Raw genomic sequence first — 26,515 nt, forward strand, 5'->3', positions numbered from 1 at the left:
GGCTTGCGGGCGTGGATCTCGACCGGGGACGTCCTGCGCAAGCCCCGTGTGCGGCGGCGCCGCGGCACGGTGTGGATCCCGATGCGAGTGAGGCCTGCATGGTACCGGGAAGCCGGGTGGGCGGCGACCGCCGGCGGACGCCGGCGCCGCGCAGCGGGGCGCACGCATGAGCGCCATCGTCACGCCGCAGCGCGCGCAATCGCCGCAGCGCCCCGCGCGCGGCGGATGGCTGCGCTGCGCCGTCCTGTGGCTGGCGCTGCTATTGCCGGCCGCCGCGGCGCAGGCCGAGGATGGCTACGACCTGTGGCTGCGCTACCAGCCGCTGCCAGAGGCGCAGGCCGCGCCGTGGCGCGCGGCGGCGACGCAACTGGTGGCCAGCGCCGACACGCCGATGCAGGTGGCCGCGCGCGATGAGCTGCGCCGCGGCCTGGGCGGCCTGCTCGGCGCAGAACCGCCGCTTGCCCCCAGCGCCGACCGCGCCGGCGCGATCGTGCTCGGCACCCCGGCCACGCCGGCGATCGCGCGGCTTCGGCTGGACACGCGCGGCCTGGGCGAGGAGGGCTACCTGATCCGCAGCGTGGTGGTGGACGGGCGCCCCGCGACCGCGATCGTCGGCGGCGGCGAGCGCGGCGCGCTGTATGCGGCCTTCCGCTTCCTGCGCCTGCTGCAGACCGGGCAGGCGCCGGCGCCGCTCGCGTTGCGCGATGCGCCGCGGGTGAAGCTGCGCGTGCTCGACCACTGGGACAACCTGGACGGCGTGGTCGAACGCGGCTACGCCGGCGCCTCGCTGTGGGACTGGCAGAAGCTGCCCGGTTACGTGGACCCGCGCTATACCGACTACGCGCGCGCCAACGCCTCGATCGGTATCAACGGCGCGGTGCTGAACAACGTCAATGCCAACGCCTGGAGCCTGACCCCGGCGTACCTGGACAAGACCGCGGCGCTGGCTGCGGCGCTGCGTCCGTACGGCATCCGCGTGTATCTGAGCGCGCGCTTCAGCGCCCCGATCGAGATCGGCGGACTGGCCACCGCCGATCCGCTGGACCCGGCGGTGCGGCGCTGGTGGCGGACCAAGGCCGACGAGATCTACGCGCGCATTCCCGATTTCGGCGGCTTCCTGGTCAAGGCCAATTCCGAAGGCCAGCCCGGCCCGCAGGACTACGGGCGCAGCCACGCCGACGGCGCCAACATGCTCGCCGATGCGCTGGCGCCGCACCGCGGGGTGGTGATGTGGCGGGCCTTCGTCTATTCGCACGAGCAGCCGGACGACCGCGCCAAGCAGGCCTACAGCGAGTTCGTGCCGCTGGACGGCAAGTTCCGCGACAACGTGGTGGTGCAGGTCAAGAACGGCGCCATCGACTTCCAGCCGCGCGAGCCGTTCCATCCGCTGTTCGGGGCGATGCCGAAGACGCCGCTGATGCTGGAATTCCAGATCACCAAGGAGTACCTGGGCTTCGCCACGCACCTGGTCTACCTGGGCACGCTGTACCAGGAAACCCTGCAAGCGGATACGCAGCGCGGCAAGCGCGCGACGGTGGCGCGGGTGGTGGAGGGTGCGGTGGACAAGCACGCGCTCAGCGGCATCGCCGGGGTCGCCAACATCGGCGCCGACCGCACCTGGTCCGGCTCGATCTTCGACCAGGCCAACTGGTACGCGTTCGGGCGGCTGGCGTGGGATCCGCAGGGCGATGCGCAGGCGATCGCCGAGGACTGGGTGCGGATGACGTTCGGCAACGACCCGGCGCTGGTCGCGCCGGTGGTCGGGATGATGATGGCTTCGCACCAGGCGGCGGTCGACTACATGACTCCGCTCGGCCTGCATCACCTGATGGGCCGCGGCCACCACTACGGCCCGGCGCCGTGGGATGCGGGCAGCGCGCGGCCGGACTGGGACCCGGTGTACTACCACCGCGCCGACCGCAACGGCATCGGCTTCGACCGTAGTGCGACCGGCAGCAACGCGGTGGCGCAGTACGCGCCGCCGCTGGCGCGCCGCTTCGGCGACGTGCGCACGGTGCCGGAGGAATACCTGCTGTGGTTCCACCACGTGCCGTGGGACCACCGCATGGCCTCGGGCCGGCCGCTGTGGGACGAACTGCTCGGCCGCTACGACCACGGCGTGGCCGAGGTGGCGCGGATGCGCGCGACCTGGGCCGGGTTGGCACCGTACGTGGATGCGCAGCGCCATCGCCAGGTCGCCGATTTCCTGGCGATCCAGCAGCAGGAGGCGCAATGGTGGCGCGATGCCAGCATCGCCTATTGGCAACACGTGTCCGGGCGCGCGCTGCCGCCGGGGACCGCGCCACCGGCGCATCCGTTGCCGTACTACCAGGCACTGCGTTTTCCGTACGCACCGGGGAATCCGAAATGACATCGCACCGATCGCTTGCCGCGCGTGCGCGCCGCCTGTTGCTGGCGGCGCTGTGCGTGCCCGCATTCGCGCATGCGGGCGAAGCGCCGTTGTTGCATCCGCTGTTCCAGGACCACGCGGTGCTGCAGCACGATGTGCCGATCCGCGTGTGGGGCCAAGCCGCGGCGGGCGAGACGGTGACCGTGCAGCTGGCGCAGCAGCGGGTGCAGGCGCGTGCCGACCGCCAGGGCCGCTGGCAGGCGCAGCTGGCGGCGTTGCCGGCCGGCGGGCCGTACACCTTGCAGGCCAGCACCGCGCGCGGCCGCACGCAGCGCGCCGACGACGTGCTGCTCGGCGATGTGTGGCTGTGCTCGGGCCAGTCGAACATGGAACTGTCGGTGCAACGCTCGCTGGACACGCGCAGCGAGATCGCCGATGCGCAGCAGCCGGCGATCCGCATGTTCAAGGTGCCGGCGCAGTCCAGCCCGACGCCGCAGGCGCAGTTCGGCGGCGCGGCCGCATGGCAGCCGACCACGCCGGAGACGGTCGGCGCGTTCTCCGCGGCCTGCTATTACTTCGCCCGCGAACTGCGCAAGAGCGTGGACGTGCCGATGGGACTGATCAACGCCTCCTGGGGCGGTTCGCAGATGCAGGCGTGGATCGGCGATTCGGCGCTGCGCAAGGTCGATGGCAACGCACCGGCGCTGGACGTGCTGGCGCGCTACGCCACCGATCCGCAGCAGGCGGCGCCGCGTTGGGGCAGGCTGTGGGAAGCGTGGTGGCGCGCGCACGGCAGCGGTGCACCGTGGCAGCCGGACGACGCCGGTGGCGACTGGCGTGACGTCCCGGCGCTGGACGCCTGGGACGACTGGGGCGTGCCGCAGCTGGTCAATTTCAACGGCATGGTCTGGTACCGCAGCACGGTCACGTTGAGCGCCGAGCAGGCGAAACAGCAGGCGACGCTGGCGCTGGGGCCGGTGGACGAACTCGACCAGACCTGGGTCAACGGCCAGGCGGTGGGCAGCAGCTACGGCGCCGACCAGCCGCGCAGCTACCGCCTGCCGCGCGGCGTGCTGCACGCGGGCAAGAACACCATCGTGGTCAACGTGTACAACAGCTACCGCCGCGGCGGCCTGCTGGGCGGTGCGCAGGCGCAGCAGCTGCAACTGGGCGACGGCAGCCGGGTGGCGTTGGCCGGGTGGCGGTACCGCAGCGCGCCGCCGCAGCTGGGCACGCCGCCGCGCGCGCCGTGGTCCTCGGCCGCGGGCCTGACCACGCTGTACAACGGCATGATCGCGCCGCTCGGCCGAGTCGGCCTGCGCGGGGTGCTGTGGTACCAGGGCGAATCCAACACCGGCGACGCGGCGGGCTATCCGGCGCTGCTCGACGCCTGGCAGCGCGACTGGCGGCAGCGCTTCGGCGCGCAACTGCCGCTGCTGCTGGTGCAGCTGGCCAACTACGGCGCGCCGCCCACCCAGCCCGGCGACAGCGGCTGGGCGCAGCTGCGCGAGGCGCAACGGCGCTTCGTCGCCGCCGACCCGCATGCCGGCCTGGCGGTGGCCATCGACATCGGCGACCGCTATGACATCCATCCGGCCAACAAGCAGGAACTCGGCCGCCGCCTGGCGCGCGCGGCGCGGCATGTGGTCTACGGCGAGGCGGTGGCGCCGTCCGGGCCGGTGCCGCATGCGCTGCGTCGCGAGGGCGCGGCGCTGGTGGTCGATTTCGACGATGTCGATGGCGCCTTGCAGGTCTACAGCGCTGCTGCACCGATCGGCTTCGAACTGTGCGGCGCGGCATCCGGCAGCTGCCGCTACGCGCAGGCCGAACTGCAGGGCCGCAGCGTGCGCCTGCCGGTTCCCGCCGGCGCCGCGCCTACCCGCGTGCGCTACTGCTGGGCCGACAGCCCGGTGTGCACGCTGTTCGATCGCGCCGGATTGCCGGCCGGTCCGTTCGAACTCTCCCTCCCGACCGCGGCCCGTGCGGCCACGGCTTCTTCTCCCTGAGCGACCCGCGATGACCCAGACTTCCGACAGCGCTTCTTCCGCCCAAGGCTCGGCCCGCGATCGCGAGATCGTCGAGGCGCGGGTCATCGTCACCTGCCCGGGGCGCAATTTCGTCACCCTCAAGATCGTCACCCGCTCCGGCGTGTACGGCCTGGGCGACGCCACTCTCAACGGCCGCGAACTGGCGGTGGCGTCCTACCTGCAGGACCACGTGGTGCCGAACCTGATCGGCCGCGACGCCGGCCGCATCGAGGACATCTGGCAATTCTTCTACCGCGGCGCGTACTGGCGGCGCGGGCCGGTGACGATGACCGCGATCGCCGCGGTGGACGTGGCGCTGTGGGACATCCTCGGCAAGATGGCCGGCATGCCGCTGTACCAGCTGCTGGGCGGGCGTTCGCGCGAAGGCGCGCTGGTCTACGGCCACGCCAACGGCCGCGACATCGCCGAGACCAGCGAGGAAGTCGCGCGTTTCCGCGAACTGGGCTTCATCGCCATCCGCGCGCAGTGCGGCGTGCCCGGGATCAAGAAGACCTACGGCATCTCCAGCGGCGGCAAGCCCTACGAACCGGCCGAAAGCGAGCTGCCGACCGAGACCGTGTGGTCCACGCCGCGCTATCTCAGCGTGGTGCCCAAGCTGTTCGAACAATTGCGTGCCGACCACGGCGACGAAATCGAGCTACTGCACGACGCGCACCATCGGCTGACCCCGATCGAGGCGGCGCGGCTGGCGCGCGACCTGGAACCGTACCGGCTGTTCTGGCTGGAAGACGCCACGCCCGCGGAAAACCAGCGCGCGTTCGAGACCATCCGCCAGCATTCTGTGACGCCGCTGGCGGTGGGCGAGGTGTTCAATTCGATCTGGGACTGCAAGCACCTGATCGAGCGGCAGCTGATCGACTACATTCGCACCACCATTGTCCATGCCGGTGGCATCACCCACGTGCGCCGGCTGGCCGATTTCGCCGCGCTGCACCAGGTACGCACCGGCTTCCACGGCGCCACCGACTTGTCGCCGGTGTGCATGGGCGCGGCGCTGCACTTCGACACCTGGGTGCCGAACTTCGGCATCCAGGAATACATGTTCCATTCCGACGAGGCCAACGCGGTGTTCCCGCACGACTACACGTTCCATGCCGGCCGCCTGCATTGCGGCGAGACGCCCGGGCACGGCGTGGACATCGACGAGGCCCTGGCCAAGCGCTACCCGTACGCGCCCAAGCAGCTGCCGGTGGCGCGGCTGGAAGACGGCGCGATGTGGGACTGGTGATGCGCATGCGCTGGGGACGCGCACTGGTTCTGGCGCTGCTGTGTGTCGTGGCGATGCAGACTGCATCGGCGCAGCGCGGGCAGGCCGCCAGCATTGCCGAATTCGATTGGTTCGAATACCGCGGCGACGACGCGGTGTTTGCCGAACCGCTGCCGCCCGGCCACTACCGCAACCCGGTGCTGGCCGGTTTCTATCCCGACCCCAGCGTCGTCCGCGCGGGCGATCGCTACTACCTGGTCAATTCCACCTTCGCCTATTTCCCGGCGATCCCGGTGTTCGAGAGCCGCGACCTGGTGCATTGGCGGCAGGTCGGCAACGTGGTCGAGCGCGCCGAGCAGCTGGATTACGACGGCCTGCGCGTGTCGCGCGGCATGTTCGCTGCCAGCATCGCGCACCATGACGGCCGCTTCTACGTGGTCGGCACCGCGGTGGACAGCGGCGGCAACTTCGTCGCCACCGCCGACGAGCCGGCCGGGCCGTGGTCGGCGCTGCACTGGTTGCCGGACATCGACGGCATCGATCCGTCGCTGTTCTTCGACGACGACGGCACCGCCTACCTGCTCAACAACGGTCCGCCGGAAGGCGCGCCGCTGTACGAAGGCCACCGCGCGATCTGGATGCAGCGCATCGACCTGGCGCGGATGCAGCCGGTGGGTCCGCGCAAGGTGCTGGTCAACGGCGGCACCGACCTGGCCAGCAAGCCGATCTGGATCGAAGGCCCGCACCTGTACAAGCGCGACGGCTGGTACGTGCTGTCCTGCGCCGAAGGCGGCACCGGTCCGCAGCACTCGCAGGTGGCGCTGCGCAGCCGCACGCCATGGGGTCCGTACGTGCCGGCGCCGCACAATCCGATCCTGACCCAGCGCGACCTGTCCGCCGAACGCGCCAACCCGATCAGCAACGCCGGCCATGCCGATCTGGTCGAAGGTCCGGACGGGCAGTGGTGGGCGCTATTCCTGGCCAGCCGCCCGTACGCGGGTGATCGCTACAACACCGGCCGCGAGACCTTCCTGCTGCCGGTCACCTGGCACGACGGCTGGCCGTCGATCCTGCCCGCCGGGCAGCCGATTCCCTACGTCGCGCCGGGGCCGGCCGGACTGCGCGCCGATGCCGACGTCGCACCATTGAGTGGCAACTTCACCTGGCGCGATAGCTTCGACGCGCCGCAACGCGACCGCCGCTGGTTGCAGCTGCGCACGCCCAAGCGCGAATGGCTCGACCTGCGCGCGCGTCCCGGCTGGTTGACCCTGCAGCCCGACACGCAAGGTCTGGAACGCAGCGGCAATCCCGCGTTCCTGGCCTACCGGCAACAGCACACGCGCTTCGATGTCAGCACCGCCGTACAGATACCGGCGCAGACGGGCCTGGTCGCGGGCCTGGCCGCATTCCAGAACGCTGATGCCTGGTACGTGCTCGGCGTGCGCCGCCGCGGCGCGCGCGCCGAGGTGTTCCTCGACAAGCGCGACGGCAAGCGCACCACCACCGTCGCGCGCAGCGCGGTCGAGGCCAAGGGCGCGCTGCGCCTGAAGATCGCCGGCGACGGCGGCCGCTATGCCTTCGCCTACGCCGCCGATGGCCAGGACTGGCGCTGGCTACGCCGCGACGACGACGCGGCGATGCTCAGCACTGCCGTGGCCGGTGGCTTCACCGGCGTCACTCTTGGGCCGTACGCCCGCCGCGAACCGGATCGATCCAAGGAGCAATGACCATGCACAACGGCACCGACCGTCGCCGCGCTGCGGCCCGCACCACCCTGGCGACGACCCTGTTGCTGGCCCTGGTTCCCGGCGTCGCCGGCGCGGCGCCCGCCAAGGCATCCGCACCGCCGCCGTACCTGGACACCCAGCGCAGTTTCGAACAGCGCGCCGCCGATCTCGTCTCGCGGATGACGCTGGAGGAAAAGGCCGCGCAGATGCAGAACGCCGCGCCGGCGATCCCGCGCCTGGGCGTGCCGGTCTACGACTGGTGGAACGAGGCGCTGCACGGCGTGGCCCGCGCCGGCGGCGCCACCGTGTTCCCGCAGGCGATCGGCATGGCGGCCACCTTCGATGTGCCGCTGATGCGCGAGGTCTCCACCGCGATCAGCGACGAAGCGCGCGCCAAGCACCACCAGGCCCTGCGCCAAGACCAGCACGGCCGCTACCAGGGCCTGACGTTCTGGTCGCCGAACATCAACATCTTCCGCGACCCGCGCTGGGGCCGCGGCCAGGAAACCTACGGCGAGGACCCGTTCCTCACCGCGCGCATGGGCGTGACCTTCGTGCAGGGCCTGCAGGGCGACGGCACGGATGCGCCGAAGAACGCGCAGGGCGAGACCTACCGCAAGCTCGACGCCACCGCCAAGCACTTCGCCGTGCACAGCGGCCCGGAGGCCGACCGCCACCACTTCGACGCGCACCCGTCGCAGCGCGACCTGCACGAGACCTACCTGCCGGCGTTCGAAGCGCTGGTCAAGGAAGCCCGCGTGGATTCGGTGATGGGCGCCTACAACCGCGTGTTCGGCGAATCGGCCAGCGCCAGCAAGTTCCTGCTGCGCGATGTGCTGCGCGAGCAGTGGGGCTTCGACGGCTACGTGGTGTCCGACTGCTGGGCGATCGTGGACATCTGGAAGAACCACAAGATCGTCGCCACCCGCGAGGAAGCCGCCGCATTGGCGGTGAAGAACGGCACCGAGCTGGAATGCGGCGAGGAGTATTCCACGCTGCCGGCCGCGGTGCGCAAGGGCTTGATCAGCGAAGCCGAAGTCGACAAGGCGTTGCAGAAGCTGATGTACGCGCGCATGCGCCTGGGCATGTTCGATCCGCCGGGCCAGCTGCGCTGGGCGCAGATTCCCGCCTCGGTGAACCAGTCGCCCGAACACGACGCGCTGGCGCGGCGCACCGCGCGCGAGTCGCTGGTGCTGCTGAAGAACGACGGCGTGCTGCCGTTGTCGCGCGCCAAGATCAAGCGCATCGCCGTGGTCGGCCCCACCGCCGACGACACCATGGCGCTGCTCGGCAACTACTACGGCACGCCGGCCGCGCCGGTCACCGTGCTGCAGGGCATCCGCGAGGCCGCGCCCGACGCCGAAGTGCTGTACGCGCGCGGCGCCGACCTGGTCGAAGGCCGCGACGACCCCAACGCCACGCCGCTGATCGAGCCGCAGTACCTGCGCCCGTCGGCCGACTCGCCCGAGCGCGGCCTGCGTGGCGAATACTTCCGCAACCACGACCTGTCCGGTACCCCGGCGCTGGTGCGGACGGATGCGCAGATCGGCTTCAAGTGGGACCGCGGCTCGCCCACCGACAACCTGCTCGCGCGCGGCGAAGCCGGGCCAGGCCAGGCCATCCCGGCCGACAACTTCAGCATCCGCTGGAGCGGCAAGCTGGTGCCGCCGGCGACCGGCACCTACCACCTGGAAACCGCGGCCGACGACGGCGTGCGCCTGTACCTGGACGGCAAGCGCCTGATCGACCGCTGGAGCGCCAGCGACCGCCTGCACGCCGACGGCATCGACGTGCGCCTGGAAGCCGGCCGCAGCTACGACCTGCGCCTGGAGTATTTCGAAGGCGAGCGCGACGCCGGCGTGCGCCTGGCGTGGCGCCAGCCCGGCGCCAAGCCGCCGCTGCAGGACGCGCTGGACGCGGCGCGGCGCGCCGACGTGGTGGTGTTCGTCGGCGGCCTGACCGGCGACGTCGAAGGCGAGGAGATGAAGGTCAACTATCCCGGCTTCGCTGGCGGCGACCGCACCGACCTGCGCCTGCCGAAGCCGCAGCGCGAGCTGCTCGAAGCGCTGCACGGCACCGGCAAACCGGTGGTGGCGGTGCTGACCACCGGCTCGGCGCTGGCCATCGACTGGGCGCAGCAGCACGTGCCGGCGATCCTGCTGGCCTGGTACCCCGGCCAGCGCGGCGGCAGCGCCGTGGCCGACGTGCTGTTCGGCGACGCCAGCCCCGGCGGCCGCCTGCCGGTGACGTTCTACAAGGAAAGCGAAAAACTGCCCGCGTTCGACGACTACGCCATGCGTGGCCGCACCTACCGCTACTTCGCCGGCACCGCGCTGTACCCGTTCGGGCATGGCCTGGCGTACACGCAGTTCGCCTATTCCGACCTGCGCCTGGACCGCACCAAACTGGCCGCCGACGGCCAGCTGCGCGCGACGCTGAAGGTGAAGAACACCGGCAAGCGTGCGGGCGACGAAGTGGTGCAGCTGTACCTGCAGCCGCTGTCGCCGCAACGCGAGCGCGCGAACAAGGAACTGCGCGGCTTCCAGCGCATCGCCCTGCAGCCCGACGAAACCCGCGAGGTGAGTTTCGCCATCTCCCCGCAGACCGACCTGCGCATCTACGACGAAGCGCGCAAGGCCTACGTGGTGGACCCGGGCGACTACGAACTGCAAGTCGGCGCCTCCAGCAGCGACGTACGCGCCCGCCAGCGCTTCAGCGTGCAGCCGTCGCCCGCGGCGGAGGCAACGCCGCACAAGTGACCGCGATCGGTGGTGCGAGCCGTCAACGCTCGCACCACCGAAGGAGCGGGCGCGGAAGGCCGAGGTCAGCCCCACGCACGTCACCGACCACGTACCAGACCCACGCGATCCCCTGTAGGAGCGGCTTCAGCCGCGACCGCCTCACCGGCCAACCCCCAGCCCACCTCAGCTCCCCTGTGGGAGGGACTTCAGTCCCGACCGCCTTACCGACCAAACCCAGCTCGCCTCAGCTCCATTGTGGAAGGGACTTCAGTCCCGACGGCTCTACCGACCAAACCCCAGCTCGCCCCAGCTCCCTGTGGGAGGGACTTCAGTCCCGACAGCCCTACCGACCAAGCCTCAGACCGAAAAATCCTCCTGGATCCCCCGTGACCGAACCACGCCTAACCGCCGCCACGCTCCCCAACCTGCCGCCAGCCATCGCCCGCCCAACCTACGCTCTGGGCGCCGTGGGCATCGGCATCGTCCACCTCGGCGCCGGCGCCTTCCACCGCGCCCACCAGGCCGTCTACCTCGACGACCTGCTCGCCGACGAACCGGACTGGGCAATCAGCGCCGTCTCCCTGCACAGCCCGCAAGTGCGCGACGCCCTGCGCCCGCAGGACGGCCTCTACACCCTCGCCCTGCTCGACGAACCCCCCGAACTGCGCATCATCGGCGCCATCCGCGAAGTGCTGTGCGCGCAGGACGAACAGCCCGCCGTCCTTGCCCGGTTAGCCGACCCGGCGGTACGCCTGGTCACCCTCACCGTCACCGAGAAAGGCTACTGCCTGGCCGGCGAACAGCTCGACTTCGCGCATCCGGACATCGTCCACGACCTCGCCACCCCGCATGCCCCGCGCAGCGCCATCGGCTACCTCGTCGCCGGCCTGCGCGCACGCCTGCGCCTGGGCCTGGCGCCGTACACCGTGCTCAGCTGCGACAACCTGCCCGACAACGGCGGCAAGCTGCGCCGCGCCGTGCTGCAGTTCGCGCACACCATCGACCCCGCACTGGCCGCCTGGATCGAAACCGAAGCCGCGTTCCCGCGCTCGATGGTCGACAGCATCACCCCGGCCAGCGACGACGCCCTGCGCGAACGCGTCGCGGCCCAACTCGGCTGCCACGATGCCTGGCCGATCCAGCGCGAGCGCTACAGCCAATGGGTGATCGAAGACAACTTCTGCAACGGCCGCCCCGCCTTCGAGCGCGCCGGCGTCACCTTGAGCGACGACATCGCCGGCTACGACCGCGCCAAGCTGCGCCTGCTCAACGGCCCGCACTCCGCGCTGGCCTACCTCGGCTCCCTGCTCGGCCTGGACACCGTCGCCGACGCCATGCGCCACCCGCAACTGGCCGCCTTCGTCGAAACCCTGATGCGCGAAGACATCGCACCGACGCTACAGCCAATGCCCGGCTTCGACCCGCAGCACTACACCGGCGCCATCCTCGCCCGCTTCCGCAACCCTGCCATCGCCCACCGCCTGGCGCAGATAGCCTGGGACGGCTCGCAGAAACTGCCGGTGCGCCTGCTCGGCACCATCGCCGACGCCCTGTCCGCCGGCCGCCGCATCGACCGCCTGTGCCTGCCGATCGCAGCGTGGATGCAGTTCGTGCGGCGGCAGGCGCGGAACGGCGTGGCGCTGGTGGACCCGCTGAGCGAGGTGCTGACCGAGATCGGGCGTAGCGCGACTGGCGATGCTGGCCACGATGTGGAGGCATTCCTCGCACTGGGCGCGGTGTTCGCGCCTCTGTCGGGGGATGCACGTTTCATCGAGGCGTTGCGCAGTGCTTACGCCGCGCTGGGCGATGCTGGCGCGACGGGTGCGCAGCAAGCGCTCGCGCTCACGTAGTTGTTGTAGTTGCCCCCCGAGTCAAGTGACAGCGTCTGCAGTGCCGTAGACTTGCAGGGAATCCTACGGCGGGGCCATCGAACGGGCGCAGCGTCCCCCCGGTCCATTTCAACGCAAGGACGCATACTTTCATGGCACGATCGGACGGGAACAACGACGAGTACGACCGGCTGCAGCAGGATCTGATGCGCCAGCTGGACGTCATCGCGAACGATATCGACGCAGGCAGGCTGACGCTCGAGGAAGCCTCGGCGCGTTCCAATGCGCTCATCGAAGAGACGCAGGCCAAGAGTGCGCCGTTGCTCGCCTCACGCATCGGGCAACATCGGCGAACACAACGCAGGTCGCGCGTAATCGTCGTGATCGTGGTGCTGCTCTTCGTTGCCTATCTGGGCATCAAGACCTGGGCAAACCTGTCGGGCTAGGCGTTCGCTCGCGCGGCCGCCGCCGCCGGGTCGTTCGGTCTCCCATGAAGATCGAACCTGCAGCGGTACGTTTCCGCAACGCACGGCGCATCGCCATCAGCCGATGCGCATCGACAGCTCCACATCCTCGGCGAACGGGATGGACAGGTAGCCCGCGTCGGGCGAGCGTACCTGCGCCAGGTACTCGGGGCTGTAGTCGGCATTGTCGGCGACGATCAGTGCGCCGGGCCTGAGACGCGTTTCCAGCAACGCCAGCACCTGCGGGTACAAGGCCTTGGCGCCGTCGAGCAGCAGCAGGTCGATGCTGTCGGGCAGGTTGCTGCGCAGCGTCTGCAAGGCATCGCCCTCGCGGATCTCCACCAGGTCGTCGAGTCCGCCGGCGCGCAGGTTGTCGTGGGCGCGCAGCACCTTGGACGGCTCGAACTCGCTGCCGATGAGCTGCCCGCCGCCGTTGTCGCGCAAGGCCGCGGCCAGGTGCAGGGTGGAGATGCCGAACGAGGTGCCGAATTCGACGATCGTGCGTGCGCGGCAGCTGCGCGCCAGCATGTATAGCAGCACGCCGGTCTCGCGCGAGACGGCCAGCGGCAGATCCTTCAGCTGGCTGTATAACTCCACGTAGTCGGTCTTGCTGCGCATCAGGCGCTCCCGCTCCTCGGTCGGGATTTCGGCGAATGCGGACATCGCCGTCGCCGTCGTCGCAGCGGCCTCGTCGAACAGGCGGTCGAGCAGGGGGGCGAGCGGTGCAGTGGTCAGGGTACTCATCGATCGTTGCCGTTTTTGTGCGTCCGTCATCGGACCGGAATAGAATGCGACTGATCCGTCACATTCGCTATTCGCATTGGCCTGCCGCATGAACGATCGCCGGAAAACCAGAATTTCTCCGAGAAAACGGCCGCAACAGGCGCGCTCCAACCTGCTCGTGGCGGTCATCCTGGAAGCGGCAGCTCAGGTTTTGGCCAAGGAAGGGATGCAGCGCTTCACCACCGCGCGGGTGACCGAGAAGGCCGGGGTGAGCATCGGCTCGCTGTACCAGTACTTCCCGAACAAGGCGGCGATCCTGTTCCGGCTGCAGAGCGACGAATGGCGGCAGACCAGCGACCTGTTGCGCGGCATCCTCGAGGACGCGCAGCGTCCGCCGCTGGAACGGCTGCGCCTGCTGGTGCACGCCTTCGTACGCTCGGAATGCGAGGAGGCGCAGATGCGCACGGCGCTCGCTACCGCCGCGCCGCTGTACCGCGACGCGCCCGAGGCGCAGCAGGCGCGCGCCTCGGGAAAGCGCACGTTGCGACGCTTCATGCGCGAGGTCCTGCCCGATGCGCCGGCAGCCACCCGCACCCTGGCCGGCAACCTGATCAAGACGACGCTCGGGGCGGGGGCCAAGGAGTTTTCGGAAACGCCGCGTAGCGCCGCCCAGATCCGCGCCTATGCCGACGCCATGGCGGATATGTTCTGCGCCTACCTGCAGCGGCTCGCGTCGCGTTCTGTGGCATAGCCGGGAGCGGCCCATGAAAGCGGCTGCGAACGCTGGTGCAGCGCTGCCAGCGCACCGGGCTCTGTCCGCGCGGGCAGATGAGCTTGGTCGAGGCATCCCGGACCGCATATGCTGCTCTAGCCGAAGACGTCCCGGTGATAGGCGGCAAGCGCTCGTGCCGATGTAGAGCGGTAGCGCTCGCCTTGCTGAAATACCTCCATCAACGCAGGTAGCCCAATGTTCAAGAACCTCATCCCGAAGATCTTCTACGACAAGCTGCAGGACGGACTCGACTTCTTCGTCGATGGCCTGGGCTTTGCCGTGCAGTACCAAGACGCCACGATGGCCGTCGTCGCCCGCGACGGCGCCAAGGCCTATCTGGTCGAGAACCCCGAGTGGGCGGCGAAGGACCGTCCGGAGCTCAGCATCGACACCGACGATGTCGATGCGATCTTCGCGGAAATGTCCGCACGCGTGCCGCATCTGCTACACCCGAATTGCAACACCGTCGCGCTCAGGCCCTGGGGTTCGCGCGAATTTGCGATGCTGGACAAGACCACGGTATGCGTGAACTTTCGCGAGTGGCCGGCGGAAGGTTGAGCATGTTCGCCGCGGCCACGGCAGTCGCGTTGGCATGACGGCAAGGGTCAGGCAGCGCTGCAGCGCCTTCGGCGCAAAGCCGCGCGGTCACGGACCATCGCGATCGCGATGCCTCGCTACTGCGCCTTGGGCAATGTCGCGATCACCTTGATCTCGAACTGGAACCCGTACAGCCACGTGACGCCGACGGCGGTCACGGTCGGGTGCGGGGCCTCGCCCCAATACGTGGGCAGGACCTTCCAGACCGTGTCGAACGTCGCTTCGGGATCCACCAGGAAGAAGGTGACATCGACCACGTCATCGAATGTGCAACCTGCCGCGGCGAGGATGGCGTTGAGGTTGTCGAACGCGCGCCGCACCTGCGCTTCCAGATCCGGCTCGGGCGAGCCATCCTCGCGGCTGCCGACCTGTCCGGACACGAACAGCAAGCCATTGGCCCGCACCGCCGGCGAATAGCGATTGCGCTCATATAGGGCCTGTCGCCCCTGCGGAAAAACAACGTCGCGTGTGGCCATCTGTCTTCTCTTCCTCGGCCCGCGCGGGCCAGTCATGACGATGGCCAGACGGTACGCGCAGGATGCCGGCGGATAAACCGACGCATCGCCGCATCACTGTTTGTAGAATCCAAACAATCCCAACCACACTGGAGCACGGATGGATCGGTTCGAGGCCATGCTGGCCTTCGCGCGCGTGGTCGAAACCGGCAGCTTCACCAAGGCGGCGGAGACCTTGCGCGTCGGCAAGGCCAGCGTCACCCAAGCGGTGCAGCAGCTGGAAGCGCGCCTGCGCGTGAAGCTGCTCAACCGCACCACGCGCAAGGTCAACGCCACGGCCGATGGCGTGGCGTTCTACGAGCGTGTGGTCCAGCTGTTGGCGGATCTGGACGACGCCGAAACCAGCCTGTCCGGCGCCGCCGCCGCGCCACGTGGCCGGCTGCGGGTGGACGTGCCGAGCCCGCTGGCGCGCTTGATCCTGGTGCCGGCGCTACCGGCGTTCCACGCGCGTTATCCGGAGATCCAGCTCGACCTGGGGGTCAGCGACCGCCACGTGGATCTGATCGGTGAGAACGTGGACTGCGTGGTGCGCGGCGGCGTGCTCAGCGAGCAATCGCTGAGTGCTCGGCTTATCGGCGTACTGCAGGCCGGCGTGTTCGCCGCTCCCGCCTACTTGGAGCGCGCCGGCATGCCGGCGCATCCGCGCGACCTGGAGGACACGCACCATCGCATCGTCGGCTTCACCGGCGCCAGTCGCGGCAGGAAGGTCATCGCCTATGCCATGTAACGCGACGGCGAGCGGCTGAGCGTGCAAGGCCGCCACGTGCTGGCCGTGGACGACGGCAATGCCTATCTCGCCGCGGGATTGGCAGGCATGGGCGTGCTGTGGTTGCCGGACTACATGTCCAGGCCGCATGTGGCCAGTGGCGAGCTTGTGCCGGTGTTCGCCGATTGGCGGCTGGAACCGATGCCGCTGTACGTCGCGTTCCCGCCCAACCGCCATGTCAGCGCCAAGCTGCGCGTGTTCATCGAGTGGATCGCGGCGCTGATGGCGGTGCATGCGCCTGTGCGACATCCGCCGGAAGGGTGAGGAAGGTTGCGGTCGAGCTAAAAGCTGGAGAACGCAACAAGGAGGAGTGTGCGCCTGAGGTTGGATATTTCCTCTGGCCACGTTTTGTGATCTTCCTGCGGCTCAACGCGTGCATGCCTCAGGTCCGCCGCTTGAACGCCGCTTTCAGCCCGAGGCACGCAAGGCCAATGACGCCAGCGAGCAGGCAAACGATATGAAGCTGATCGATGTCAACGGCGCGATACAACGGGTTGCCTGACACCAGTGGCCACAGAGGCATGATGTCCGAATGCATGATGCCGTCAAGCACGATATGGGAATAAGTCCCGACGAACGCGCCCGACACTGCGGCAGTCCATGTGAGTGGCGGTTGGGGAATCCTGAGAAGTTTCAACACGGCTGAGCTGACGGGTTTGCCAGTGGCCGCCGCTAGACTGCCGATGACCATGGCGCCGAACAGTGTGTGTGTAACGCCGTGGAGGATCGGCTTGTTTTGCAGGATTCCAATCAGAGGCTCGATGTCCATGAGGACTTGCGAGCCGCCAAACACCATAAAACTGAAATGGCGCCCTCCTGCGGCCTTGAAAGCCAGTCCTGGACCGAGATGTATGGGGGTGAAGGGCATTGCGGTCGCGGACCTAAGGTGTGAGGTAAAACCATATGCCGAGCTCGTGATCTCGGAAGGACTGTCTCATGATCCCATCCTGTGGTGAAGTCGCCTGCCTGCCGCCGTAGTGCCATCGAAGGAATCGACGAGCATGGGTGTCCGAGCCGCTCCAAAGGCAAAGAACTGGGGTCAAGAACTAGGGTCAGAGTGCACTTAGGGGGCAAGACCTGGACAAAACTACACTCTGACCCCATTTTTAGCGGGGGGATCCGCTGAAGGAGTGAGGCGGATTGCGGTCGAGCGGCAAAGGGAACGACAACGGGCCGGGCGCTCGTAATCCGACAACGGAGACGAGGAAATATGCGCTTGAGGTAGATGCTTCCTCTGGCCCCCGTTGTTCCGTTGTTCCGTTGTTCCGTTGTTCCGTTGTCGGTTGTTTGGCTGTTGTTTGGCAAGCATGGCGGCCCGATTGGCCTGGGCTCGGGCGCTGGAGGTAAGCTATCCAACCTCCCGACACCCGAGTGTGGGCCATGGATTCCTTTCGCCGAGGACGCTGCATCGCCAATGCTCTTTTAACAGGCGTACTGCTGTTGGGATTGGCCGCGTGCGCGGAACCGTCTAACGCACATCAGGAGGAAGCCATGCAGGAAGTGACCACTGCTGACATTCAGCGCGAGCAGGACCGCGTCGCCGCTATCTCCGACGCCGCGCTTCCTCCTGGTTCGGCGCCGATGATGGCTTGGGGCGGATACCCCGCATTGCAGCCAGGGGCCGAGCACACCCCTGACCAACTGCTCAAGCAAATCGAAGCACTCGCCCAGTCCCTTCATGCCCAGACCGACTCCGACCCAAACCGGGTGGAGCGAATTTTGGGAATCGCGCTCCCCCCCGACGCCAAGCACGAGAGGCGAGGGGTGAGCGGCAAGGTAGGAAAGGGAACTTACGACTGGGCTGCGTGGAAGCCGTCGCCCAAGCACCCCGGGCACCGGGTAGAACTGACCGTTACTCCGAACGCTTGCCTTGCCTACGACACACTGAAAAAACAGATGGAAGCCGATGGCTTTCAAGTGTATGTGCCAACGTTTGGCGACGACCAGCGAATCACCTTCCACAAGATCGTGGGTCCGTCGCTGGGGCTCTACATCGTTGTAACGCCCGACCGACGTGACGCGCCCACGTGCGTCACCGTTGTAAGGTTTGAGATGGAGCGCAGCGATGCTTGATCCACGCATCGAGCGCATGCTTCAGGAGACCGGACGACAATCTTCATTGTCCCCGGGAGCTGCCAGGGACCTCCGGGAAGCAGTGGAGTCGTCGCCTTATCTGGTTGAGGTGATGACCAAGGCCATCGACAACGGTGATCTCAAGCACATCAGTCTAGCGAAGACGCCGAACGAAGGTGGGCACTATAGCCACCAAGAGAAAACGATCAGTATCAACTCCGACGTGCTGCTACGGCCGACGCAGTCGGAGCGGGTGGATCAGCTCACTGGCATCCTGGGGCACGAATCCGGACACGCGCTGATGGCGCGTTCCACCGAACTGAGCACTCACAAGCTGTCCTACCGAATCGATGAGGCGCTGAAAGAGGGAATGCGATACGGGGATGCCACGGTGGACATCACGCCTATCGCAAAAGAATACCGCCAGGCATCCCGGCAGAACGAAGCGTTGGCCGAGCTGGTGTCGATGAACGCGGTGGCCAGCCGGGTGAAGCATCAAGACAACGACGTCAGCGAAGCCGAGCTACTTCAGCGCTTGGACCCCACCACGCCTTGCGTCACGAACGGGCGCCTTGCTCCAGGCATCCAAATGAATGGCCACGGCCTGCAGCAGACCGACAACCGCATCAACAGCCCCGCGGTGGAGGCCGTGGCGATCTGTCAGTTCGATCAGTCCGGCAACAGCCTGGGGGCATTAGGCCAGTCCGATTACAACGCTCTTTACTTGTCCTACGCTGTATCCGCCGGCGCTGCCGTGTCCCGTGACTTGGACCGGGCCTCTAGTCAGTCGATTCCGAGCCTTGGGTTAAACCTGAAAGAGCTCGGCAGTTCGGCGGAAGAGATCCAGGCGGCCGGCATCGACCTGGGTGGGCAAGGCAAGGCATTCGGCTTCACCGACACGTCCGGAGGGCAGCTGCGACCGGTGGAGGTGCGGCAAATCGGGCGCAATGGCGCGGGCCAACCGGACATCGAACCCCAAGCTGTCTCTCGCGACCAAGCTGTGTTGGCTGACAACCCCGCGCATCCAGATCACCCTACCTACCAGCAGATCCATTCCTGGGTCAGCGGAACCGGGAACTGGAACGAGGAGGAGAGCCGCAACGTCACCGCAGCGCTCTACAAGCAGCAGGCCGAAGACCCGCTGGTGAAGCGGGTGGACCGTGTGACCGGCGCGCTGGGCAACGACGGGGCCGAGAACGTGCTTGCGGTCTACGCGCCGTTTGGCGACAAACTCCCGATGTTCCATGCTCGGGTCGATGGACGCGAGGCGGCCCAGCAGCCGGCGGAGCAGAATCTGGTGCAGGCCGAGCACATCAGGATCGAGCAAGTCCGTCAGCAGCAAGTGGAGATGAGTAAGCAACAAGCCCCGCAGCAAGAGCAGGGGCCGCGGATGGCGATGTAGCGCTCGGAATATGGTCGGAGGTGAAGCGCTTCACTGTGCTATGACGTGAGCGGGGCAGTGGTTCGGATGTGGGATCGGCTTGAATGAATTGTTAGGCCCGCACACGTGACTTGTACTCTGGAAGATCACGGATTGTGCACCAATACTTTTCTCGTACGTCATCATCGATATCAACTGGCACAGCACTTACGTAAAGACGATCTTGACCATCTTTTCGAGGTCCGGAGATCCAATACTCGTCACCCGAGCCAGTCTCTAAATAGTTGGCCTTAGACCCTCGCCCCTTGAGGCTAATGAACTCCAGATCGCCGTAACGAAGAGTGCCGCCAGTCTTTGAGAAAGAGACACGGCCAATCCTGGCTTGACCGTTAGCGTGTCCAGACTTTGACTCCATGTACATAACGCGAAATTTCATTGCGGGCCTAACGCCAGGATTAATCCGCGCCGCGAAGCGGCGTCGGCTTGAATGAATTATTAGGCCGCACCCGTATGGAGTTTCGGCCGGATTACTGCGAATTCTATGATCTTTAGTTGCCTATCTAGCTCACCAATCTCTTCCAAAAAAGATTGTGGGTTAAATACTTCAGGAGTAGCGAAATCTTGGCCCCCACGATCTTCAGGATACCTGTGTCGTTGATCTAGCGTTGAGTGAAACTGATCAAGCTCGTTTTGAAACAGGTCATCGGCCTCAACGAGGGCGAAGTGCCTCGGAAACTTGAGGTGGAACTCATTGGATGGGTAATGGGTGCGATACACCTTCAGCAGGCGTGCCAAGTTATGGCTTGGCAATACTTTATCCCCTGTAGCGACAAGTATGGATCCTTTCAGAAACAACTCTAGACCTTGCCGGGCGAGATGGAGGACAACCCTGCTTGATGAGTATTGATTGGAAAAATCATCTTGCACCATCGAGTTGCAAAGACAGCAACTAGCTTCGATGTAGGCTCGAGACAACCAGTAGCATTTGTCCCAGACAGGCATCCCGGAGAATTCTCCAGAATTCGGCAGATACGATGATGCTGACATGCGGCCTAACGCCTGAATTAAGCCGCGTTGCGGAGCAACGTCGGCCTGAATGAGTTGCTAGGCAGTGAGTGGCCGCATGGGTTAGATGCTGCAACCCTGCTCCCCAGCACTGCCGCCTGTGCCGAGTGTGCCACAGTTTGCGAGATGGAGCTTGCCCAGCAATGCGGCGGCGCTTGATAGCACCGAAGCTGGATGAACGAGCGCAGCGCTGGAATGACGCGCGAGTGCGAAACGATGCGCTTTCCGATGTCGGCAGAGGTTAGAGCCGTACCCCGGAGCCGACTTCGTGGTGCCGATGTAACTGATGAAATAGAGCGCCAACCCGCTTTTTGCTCCACCACGGATTAACGCTGGAGTTAAGCGGTGGCAAAGCCGTGCGCCTTGAACGAGTGATTAGGCTACGAGCCGCGCACTCAACCTTTTAAGCGCGCAGCAATTAAAGACCCAAAAAGAGGTGTCTTGGTTTTCGGATCGTAAAGCTCAAAATTGTCTAAAATGGCCTCAACTCCACTTTGTGTGTCCGTTGCGATCTTTAGATCCAAAATTGAAATTTCTGCTTGCCCGTCGCCGGCCAAGACTTTTCTTGCTATAGACGGCCCGACGGTGCCGCACGGTTTTGCTAACGGACCATCAGATTTGGCCAGATTATGAAGATCTACGCCTAGCCGAGCGAGGGCAGTCACCTTGAAATCTTTTGTAATCATGCTCAGAACCTTCAATTGCTCTATGCCGGATGAGCCTAACGCCTGAATTAAGCCGACCCGCGAAGCGGGTTCGGCTTGAATGAATTGTTATGCCGCACGCTCATTGGCTAGTGAAGTCCAAAAGCGAAGGCAACTTGACCAGACCAGCTTGAACAAGAGTAAGGAGTGCAATGACTATGGTTAGCCAAAACATCCTCCGTTGGGCTGAGATGCTCTCGCCGTGCTTTCTTTCTTGCTCTTCGTAGAGCTCAATTGCCGCCACGCCTTGGCCGGAAATTTGGTAATCAATGCCATTCTTGACGAGGTCTTTTGTCTCAGCAAGCTTGTCAAGGTAGAACTGCACCCGGTGATGCTCGTTGTCATGATTTGGGTGTAAGTACCATCTTTCTGAGTGAATGAGAGACATGACGGATAGCGATGACAACTTATCGCGACCATTAAGTTGAGCAGAGAGGATGACCTTGAGTAGATCAATTCTTTGCTTTGTGACAAGTTTGCGCCGGTTATAGAGTCCTTGGGCAAGCCTGTGATACGCCGAATGAGACCTGGCTTTGATGTAGGGCAGGCGGAAGATGCGCCCCAATGCCAGATCCAAGAACCCCGAATATGTGGTGGTGCAAAGTCCGTGATAGTGGGTTAACTCAAAATTGTGTTCAAGCAAATCGGTGAATTTTATTTTTGAGTTGATTGAGTAGCGATTCCCATCCCACTCAAGGCAGTTGCAAGTACCGCCGTCGGCCGACTGAACTATTAGCGAGTGATCTTCGTCGCCTCGAATAACTCGTGTGGTGTAACAGTTGACAGCTGCGCCAGCGTCTCCGGATCTAGGAATTCGATCTGGCGACGCCCGACGCAGCGAGATATCAAGTAGTGCTCTTCTAACGGATACAGAGATCATCGTAATGCGGCATAACGCCTGAATTAAGCCGGCCCGCAGCAGGGCGGCGACTGAGTGCAAATATAGCCGAAGGCGCGCACTTAGGCGCCGCCCTGATGTGGGTTCGGCTTGAATGAATTGTTAGGCAGCGGCAGTGACCGAGCGACCAACCAGAAGCAAATCGATGCACACAGAATCAGGAGCGCTGGCACAAATGTCTCCAGTGATAAATAAACCCAATTCTCCCAAGCTTTTGGCTTAGAGAAATCGGAGTAGTAGAAGACAGCTCTGTAGATCGTGTCAGAAAGTACGACCCATAGGATAAGAGTCACGACCGATGCGAAGAGCAATCTGCTTGATCGGGAGCGAAGTGTGCGCATGAGCCGCCAGCAGCCCAGAACTACGATGAGCAATCCTAGTCCCGCAGCAGCCCCAAGAATGTCATCCGGTCCCATCAACTTTCTCCGCGGCCTAACTACTATTCGACGACAGTCTGGGTTGTAAACGAGGTGTCTATCCTCGCTTCCGCTAGGCCTAGCTGCAATAGCGGCCTTATCACACCAACAGATTTCCACGAAGTAAGTGTGTAACCCCTGTGCCTATCATGGTGTCCTTCCCGCGGATGCCGATTATTGTGACGCTATCAGCATAATTCGACGGTCGCAAGCACTCTTGCGATCTGGCCGGTAGACATCCGATTCGTTGTGGCCAGCCTTCTTTTTGCTAGCAAGCTCTTTGAAATAATGGATGAACATCTATTGACAGGATCTAATACGCAGTCGCATGATCGATGTGCTGCGGCAAATCCCGCAGCCGAGTTTGACAGCTCGAACGACCGAGGCGCACAGCGCCCATCGTCGATGCCGGCGCTTTTTTTGTGCCTGCTCGGCAATGGGAACGTGCCTGCTTTCTGGCGGGCGGTGCGTGGAGACCGCAAGGTCTGCCGGTCCTCGGTCCGGTCTGTCAACCGCGTACCGTCCGCCACCCCTATTGACAGCGAGGGGCGGGCTCCCATCAAACCGAGGAGTCCGACATGCACCGTTTCAGCAGAACCACTTTCACTCCCCCCAAGACTGCGTCCGCGTCGCGGACACCCAAGCGCCGTGCTCGATCAGCCGACACGCAAGCCGCTGAGCAGCCAGCGATCGCCGATGCCTCCCCACTCGTCATACCTGCCGCGTCGCGCTTGCGCTTCCGCGTGCCCGAGCGCTGCACGATGAGCTACCAGCACTACGACGTGCGCCGCGCCGAGGATGTCGTCGGCTGTGCCGTGCCCAAGCTGCGCCTGTCCGGGCGCTGGTTGGAGCAGTACGGTTTTGCGGTGGGCGATGCGTTGCGGGTGACGGTGGGGCGCGGGGTGTTGTTGATCAGTCGCGCGCCGGCTGCGGTCGTGCCATCGGCGCGGGCTGCGGGGAAGAAGAAGGCGCGGGCAACGCGCGCCGCTTCGCTTCCGCTGCGATCCAAGGTCTGACGTCATTGGTGTGCGCACGTTCGTGTGGCGTGCGCCGCCATAGCCACGCCAGCGTCGCGTGAGGCGGCGACTGGCGTGGTGTCGGTGGTCGGCTTTTGCCTCGATAGCGCTGGCCTCGATCCTGAGATTCACTCGGCGTTTCCAAGATCGAAACGTCGTCCTGCTACCGTGCGCGCCAGGCAAGTGCCTGGCCTCCAAAGGAGCGAGCGTGAACGAGACCGATGCGTATGTCCTCGATTCAATCCGGAAGTGGGTTTGGTCCGGCTACTACTCTGAGGCCGAGATCCGCGAGGAGATGCTCGACGACATTCTGGAAGACGATTGCGACGAACCGATGCTGCGTGCCGCGGTTGCCGGCCAGTGGCAGGCCAAGCAGCAGGCGGAGCAGGGCTGGCCGGCGCAGACCGATTGCGATCGCCTGGATGCGGTGTTCTATCGGTTGCATGAGGTCGGCATCTGCGCGCTGGCCAATGCCGGCTACACGATGTCCGATGGGCACACAGAGGTGACCGAGGCGGTGGCGCAGGCGCCGGGGGGCCACTACCACGGCTATTGTTTCTACCACGGGCAGGATGTGGAGTGCGCGGTGGATGGTGGTGGGCTGTTTATCGCGTTCGGGGATTTGCAGGGTGGGGCGGATGCGGATCTGGCCGTGGGGCAGCAGGTCGCTGCGGCGTTGGTGGGTGCGGGGTTTGTGTTGGCGTGGGATGGGACGTCGAAGATGCGGATCGCGGTGCCTGGGTTTGTTTGGTTGCGGCGGTTTCGGGAGTAGCTGGGCAATATCCTTGCAAGTCGTGGGGGCGATGCGGGATGGCGCGCCTTCGTCAGGCGCTCCAGGCATTGTCGGTGAGGCGGGTCGCGGCTGAAGCCGCTCCTACAGGAAGCAGGGAGCGCAGGTTGGCGTTGCTTCCGGATGCCGGAGCGGCGACGTGGCGTCACCGCCTGCGCCGCGCTCACGGCGTCCGAATGAAATCCACGAACGCCCGCAGCGGTGCGGGCAGGTGGCGGCGCCCGGGGTAGTACAGAAATGGGCCGCTGAAGCTCTGCCACCATGGTTCCAGCACCGGCTCCAGCGCGCCGCTGTCCAGGTGTGGGCGTAGCCAGTCTTCGAACAGGTGGATCACGCCCAGGCCGCCGACGGCGGCGTCGATGGCCAGGTCCACCGCGGCGCCCAGGCGCACCAGTAGCGGGCCGGTCGGCTCGACCAGCACGATCTCGCCGTCGCGTTCGAATTCCCAGGCCGGGATCGCGCCGCTGGCGAACTGGCCGCGCAGGCAGGCGTGCGCGAGCAGGTCGCGCGGGTGCTGCGGGTGCCCGCGTTCGGCCAGGTAGCCGGGTGCGGCGGCGGTGGCGAAGCGCTGCACGCGCGGGCCGATCGGCACGGCGATCATGTCCTGCTCCAGCCGCTCGTCGTAGCGGATGCCGGCGTCGCAGCCGGCCGCCAGCATGTCGACGAAGCTGTCCTCCACGATCACTTCCAGCCTGATCTCCGGATAGGCCTTCAGGAACGGGGTGACGATGGCCGGCAGCACCAGGCGCGCGGCGACGCCGGGCACGTTGAGCCGCAGCGTACCGCTGGGCCGGTCGCGGAAGCCGTTGACCACGTCCAGCGCCGCTTCCACTTCGCCTAGGGCGGGGACCAGGCGTTCGGCCAGGCGCGCGCCGGCCTCGGTCGGCAGCACGCTGCGGGTGGTGCGGTTGAACAGGCGCACGCCGAGGCGGGTTTCCAGGCGCCGCACCGCCTCGCTCAGGCTGGAGGCGGAGCTGCCGCTGAGCCGCGCGCCTTCGCGGAAGCCGCCGCCGCGCAGCACCGCCAGGAAGGCGAAGAGGTCTTGCAGATCCGTGGTCATTGTTCGAGATCCCGCACAGCCCGTGCCGATTCGACCGGATTATCGCGCATCGGCGCGCGATCTACAGTGCAGGCCTCATCCGGGCTTCGGCCCACCATTCCTGGAGACAGTCATGAGCAAGCTTTCGACAGCTGGCACCTTTTCCCTCGGCGACCGCACGGTGACCCGCATCGGCTACGGCGCGATGCAACTGGCCGGGCCGGGCGTGTTCGGCCCGCCCAAGGACCGCGACGCGGCGCTGGCGGTGCTGCGCGAGGCGGTGGCCGCGGGCGTGGACCACATCGACACTAGCGATTTCTACGGGCCGCACATCACCAACCAGCTGATCCGCGAGGCGCTGCATCCGTATCCGCAGCAGCTGACGATCGTGACCAAGGTCGGCGCCGTGCGCGGCGACGATGCGTCGTGGCGGCCGGCGCAGAGCCCCGGCGAGCTGACCCGGGCGGTGCACGACAATCTGCGCAACCTCGGCGTGGATGTCTTGGATGTGGTCAACCTGCGGGTGATGGGCGACGTGCACGCGCCCAGCGAGGGCTCGATCGAAGAACAATTCAGCGCGCTTGCAGAGTTGCAGCAGCGCGGGCTGATCCGGCATCTGGGCATCAGCAACGCCACCGCCACGCAGGTGGCGCAGGCGCGCGGCATCGCGCCCGTGGTCTGCGTGCAGAACCACTACAACCTCGCGCACCGCGCCGACGATGCGCTGATCGACGCGCTCGGCCGCGACGGTATCGCCTACGTGCCGTTCTTCCCGCTCGGCGGCTTCACGCCGCTGCAGTCCGGCACGCTGTCGTCCATCGCCCAGCAGCTTGGTGCGACGCCGATGCAGGTAGCGCTGGCGTGGCTGCTGGCGCGTGCGCCGAACATCCTGCTGATCCCGGGCACCTCGTCGGTCGCGCATCTGCGGGAAAACCTGGCGGCGGCGGAGCTGTCGTTGTCGGACGATGTGCTGGCCGCGTTGGATCGGATCGGGCAAGAGGGCGGCTGAGAAAACTCAAACACAGATCAGCGTGTGTCCCGTGGCGACGCCGCCTCGCTACCTACAGAGAGAAGACGTTTGAATCTCTCTGTAGGAGCGGCTTCAGCCGCGACGAACGAAGCGGCAGACATTACGGCGACGCGAATGGTTGGATTGAAGAGCGTCCACTGTGGATGCCTGCCTTGAAAAAAATAGCCTGAGGTGCGGTGCGACTGCCTAGGTCGCCCGTACCCTCATCCGGCGCTACGCGCCACCTTCTCCCGAGGGGAGAAGGGACTTTGCTTCCGGACTGCTCAAAGCAGCGTCCCTCTATTTTCTTCCTCGACGACGGCCAGACGGTCTTCGTTACGTTGCTCAGATAGAAGACGCGACATCTTCTTCCGACAGGGCGAAA

General features: G+C 65.9%; 20 protein-coding genes and 1 pseudogene. 15 read left to right on the top strand and 6 right to left on the bottom strand.

Annotated elements, in window-relative coordinates; all coding sequences use genetic code 11:
• Window positions 1-166 precede the first annotated feature (166 nt).
• From NUG20_RS00530 to NUG20_RS00560, 7 genes are all read left to right on the top strand, one after another.
• Window positions 167-2,371: an alpha-glucuronidase family glycosyl hydrolase gene (locus NUG20_RS00530; RefSeq protein ID WP_263396546.1), complete on the top strand. Its 2,205-nt coding sequence runs from the start codon at window positions 167-169 to the stop codon at window positions 2,369-2,371.
• Entirely contained in the window at window positions 2,368-4,356 is a 1,989-nt protein-coding gene (locus NUG20_RS00535) for a sialate O-acetylesterase (protein ID WP_263396547.1), read from the top strand. Before NUG20_RS00530 ends, NUG20_RS00535 begins: the two co-directional genes overlap by 4 nt.
• A 10-nt stretch (window positions 4,357-4,366) precedes the next feature.
• Complete coding sequence (gene manD / locus NUG20_RS00540; RefSeq protein WP_263396548.1) at window positions 4,367-5,626, top strand: D-mannonate dehydratase ManD; 1,260 nt, start codon at window positions 4,367-4,369, stop codon at window positions 5,624-5,626.
• Window positions 5,627-5,679: 53 nt separating this feature from the next.
• Window positions 5,680-7,332, top strand: a complete 1,653-nt coding sequence (locus tag NUG20_RS00545; protein ID WP_263398578.1) for a glycoside hydrolase family 43 protein — start codon at window positions 5,680-5,682, stop codon at window positions 7,330-7,332.
• Between the two features lie 2 nt (window positions 7,333-7,334).
• Complete coding sequence (locus NUG20_RS00550) at window positions 7,335-10,091, top strand: glycoside hydrolase family 3 protein (RefSeq protein WP_263396549.1); 2,757 nt, start codon at window positions 7,335-7,337, stop codon at window positions 10,089-10,091.
• A gap of 368 nt (window positions 10,092-10,459) precedes the next feature.
• The gene (locus NUG20_RS00555; protein ID WP_263396550.1) at window positions 10,460-11,923 is read left to right on the top strand and encodes a mannitol dehydrogenase family protein; all 1,464 of its coding nucleotides are present in this window, start codon (window positions 10,460-10,462) and stop codon (window positions 11,921-11,923) included.
• 131 nt (window positions 11,924-12,054) lie between these two features.
• Window positions 12,055-12,348, top strand: coding sequence for a hypothetical protein (locus tag NUG20_RS00560; RefSeq protein ID WP_263396551.1), 294 nt, complete (start codon window positions 12,055-12,057; stop codon window positions 12,346-12,348).
• Between the two features lie 96 nt (window positions 12,349-12,444).
• Here NUG20_RS00560 and NUG20_RS00565 read toward each other — a convergent pair whose 3' ends face one another.
• Entirely contained in the window at window positions 12,445-13,110 is a 666-nt protein-coding gene (locus tag NUG20_RS00565; protein ID WP_263396552.1) for an O-methyltransferase, read from the bottom strand.
• Window positions 13,111-13,198: 88 nt separating this feature from the next.
• On the opposite strand from NUG20_RS00565, the gene NUG20_RS00570 reads away from it, so the two are divergent.
• Complete coding sequence (locus NUG20_RS00570) at window positions 13,199-13,840, top strand: TetR/AcrR family transcriptional regulator (RefSeq protein WP_263396553.1); 642 nt, start codon at window positions 13,199-13,201, stop codon at window positions 13,838-13,840.
• Between the two features lie 216 nt (window positions 13,841-14,056).
• Window positions 14,057-14,419 (top strand): VOC family protein, encoded by a 363-nt coding sequence (locus NUG20_RS00575; RefSeq protein WP_263396554.1) that lies wholly within the window; start codon window positions 14,057-14,059, stop codon window positions 14,417-14,419.
• 116 nt (window positions 14,420-14,535) lie between these two features.
• Here NUG20_RS00575 and NUG20_RS00580 read toward each other — a convergent pair whose 3' ends face one another.
• Window positions 14,536-14,934 (bottom strand): RidA family protein, encoded by a 399-nt coding sequence (locus tag NUG20_RS00580; protein ID WP_263396555.1) that lies wholly within the window; start codon window positions 14,932-14,934, stop codon window positions 14,536-14,538.
• 139 nt (window positions 14,935-15,073) lie between these two features.
• Between NUG20_RS00580 and NUG20_RS00585 the strand changes: the two are divergent.
• Window positions 15,074-16,003, top strand: a pseudogene (locus tag NUG20_RS00585) (LysR family transcriptional regulator).
• A 118-nt stretch (window positions 16,004-16,121) separates the two neighbouring features.
• Here the strand turns inward: NUG20_RS00585 and NUG20_RS00590 are convergent.
• Window positions 16,122-16,607 (bottom strand): metal-dependent hydrolase, encoded by a 486-nt coding sequence (locus NUG20_RS00590; RefSeq protein WP_263396556.1) that lies wholly within the window; start codon window positions 16,605-16,607, stop codon window positions 16,122-16,124.
• A gap of 512 nt (window positions 16,608-17,119) precedes the next feature.
• On the opposite strand from NUG20_RS00590, the gene NUG20_RS00595 reads away from it, so the two are divergent.
• Together NUG20_RS00595 and NUG20_RS00600 are read left to right on the top strand one after the other, a co-directional pair.
• Window positions 17,120-17,812 (top strand): hypothetical protein, encoded by a 693-nt coding sequence (locus tag NUG20_RS00595; RefSeq protein WP_263396557.1) that lies wholly within the window; start codon window positions 17,120-17,122, stop codon window positions 17,810-17,812.
• 112 nt (window positions 17,813-17,924) lie between these two features.
• A complete protein-coding gene (locus NUG20_RS00600; RefSeq protein ID WP_263396558.1) occupies window positions 17,925-19,214 on the top strand; it encodes an XVIPCD domain-containing protein in 1,290 nt (429 codons plus the stop codon).
• A gap of 1,439 nt (window positions 19,215-20,653) precedes the next feature.
• On the opposite strand, the gene NUG20_RS00605 is transcribed toward NUG20_RS00600, so the two are convergent.
• Window positions 20,654-20,944 (bottom strand): hypothetical protein, encoded by a 291-nt coding sequence (locus tag NUG20_RS00605; protein ID WP_263396559.1) that lies wholly within the window; start codon window positions 20,942-20,944, stop codon window positions 20,654-20,656.
• A 100-nt stretch (window positions 20,945-21,044) separates the two neighbouring features.
• Entirely contained in the window at window positions 21,045-21,842 is a 798-nt protein-coding gene (locus NUG20_RS00610; RefSeq protein ID WP_263396560.1) for a hypothetical protein, read from the bottom strand.
• Window positions 21,843-22,854: 1,012 nt separating this feature from the next.
• Between NUG20_RS00610 and NUG20_RS00615 the strand changes: the two genes are divergently transcribed.
• Both NUG20_RS00615 and NUG20_RS00620 read left to right on the top strand, forming a co-directional pair.
• The gene (locus NUG20_RS00615) at window positions 22,855-23,292 is read left to right on the top strand and encodes a SymE family type I addiction module toxin (protein WP_263396561.1); all 438 of its coding nucleotides are present in this window, start codon (window positions 22,855-22,857) and stop codon (window positions 23,290-23,292) included.
• A gap of 208 nt (window positions 23,293-23,500) precedes the next feature.
• Entirely contained in the window at window positions 23,501-24,064 is a 564-nt protein-coding gene (locus tag NUG20_RS00620; protein ID WP_263396562.1) for a DUF6891 domain-containing protein, read from the top strand.
• A gap of 181 nt (window positions 24,065-24,245) precedes the next feature.
• On the opposite strand, the gene NUG20_RS00625 is transcribed toward NUG20_RS00620, so the two are convergent.
• Entirely contained in the window at window positions 24,246-25,142 is an 897-nt protein-coding gene (locus NUG20_RS00625; protein WP_263396563.1) for a LysR family transcriptional regulator, read from the bottom strand.
• A gap of 112 nt (window positions 25,143-25,254) precedes the next feature.
• Here NUG20_RS00625 and NUG20_RS00630 point away from each other — a divergent pair, with 112 nt between their 5' ends.
• Complete coding sequence (locus NUG20_RS00630; RefSeq protein WP_263396564.1) at window positions 25,255-26,130, top strand: aldo/keto reductase family oxidoreductase; 876 nt, start codon at window positions 25,255-25,257, stop codon at window positions 26,128-26,130.
• Window positions 26,131-26,515 lie beyond the last annotated feature (385 nt).

The sequence above is a fragment of the Xanthomonas sp. CFBP 8443 genome, from assembly GCF_025666195.1.
Taxonomy (GTDB): domain Bacteria; phylum Pseudomonadota; class Gammaproteobacteria; order Xanthomonadales; family Xanthomonadaceae; genus Xanthomonas_A.